The 769-nt window shown below is 71.5% G+C and carries 1 protein-coding gene; it reads left to right on the forward strand.

Annotated elements, in window-relative coordinates; translation table 11 throughout:
- The coding region (locus GU927_RS20395) for a calcium-binding protein (protein WP_161764235.1) at positions 1-769 on the forward strand (769 nt) is incomplete at both ends.

Consider the following 769-nt stretch of genomic DNA (forward strand, 5'->3'; position numbering starts at 1 on the left):
GGTGGCGAGGGCAACGACACGCTGACTGGCGGGGCGGGGTCTGACACGCTGCGGGGCGAGGGGGGGGATGACACCTTCCTGCTGCAGCCGGGCTTTGGCACGGATGCGATCACGGGCGGCGAGACGGGCGAGGTCACGGGCGACGTGATCGACGCGACGGGTCTGACCGAAGGCGTGACGGTGACGATGACGGGCCCCGAGGCGGGCACGATCAGCGGCCCGTCGGGCACGGCGACCTTCAGCGAGGTCGAGAGCGTCAAGCTCGGCTCCGGCAATGACACGGTGAACGGCGGCGCGGGCAACGACACGGTCGATGGCGGCGCGGGCAATGACGTGCTGAACGGCGGCGGCGGCAATGACAGCCTTGCCGGTGGCACGGGCGATGACGCGATCGACGGCGGCACTGGCAATGACGCGCTGGATGGCGGGATCGGGAACGATGCGCTGACGGGCGGGGATGGCAGCGACACCCTTGCGGGCGGCGAAGGGGCCGACACGCTGGACGGTGGCATCGGCAACGATACGCTGGATGGCGGCGCCGGGGCGGACCAGCTCTCGGGCGGCGAGGGCACGGATACGCTGGCCGGGGGTGATGGCAACGACACGCTGAACGGCGGGGCGGGGTCTGATACGCTGCGGGGTGAGGGGGGGGATGACACCTTCCTGCTGCAGCCGGGCTTTGGCACGGATGCGATCACGGGCGGCGAGACGGGCGAGGTCACGGGCGACGTGATCGACGCGACGGGTCTGACCGAGGGCGTGGCGGTGA

Origin of the sequence: Paragemmobacter amnigenus (genome assembly GCF_009908265.2) — a bacterium.
Classification (GTDB): domain Bacteria; phylum Pseudomonadota; class Alphaproteobacteria; order Rhodobacterales; family Rhodobacteraceae; genus Paragemmobacter; species Paragemmobacter amnigenus.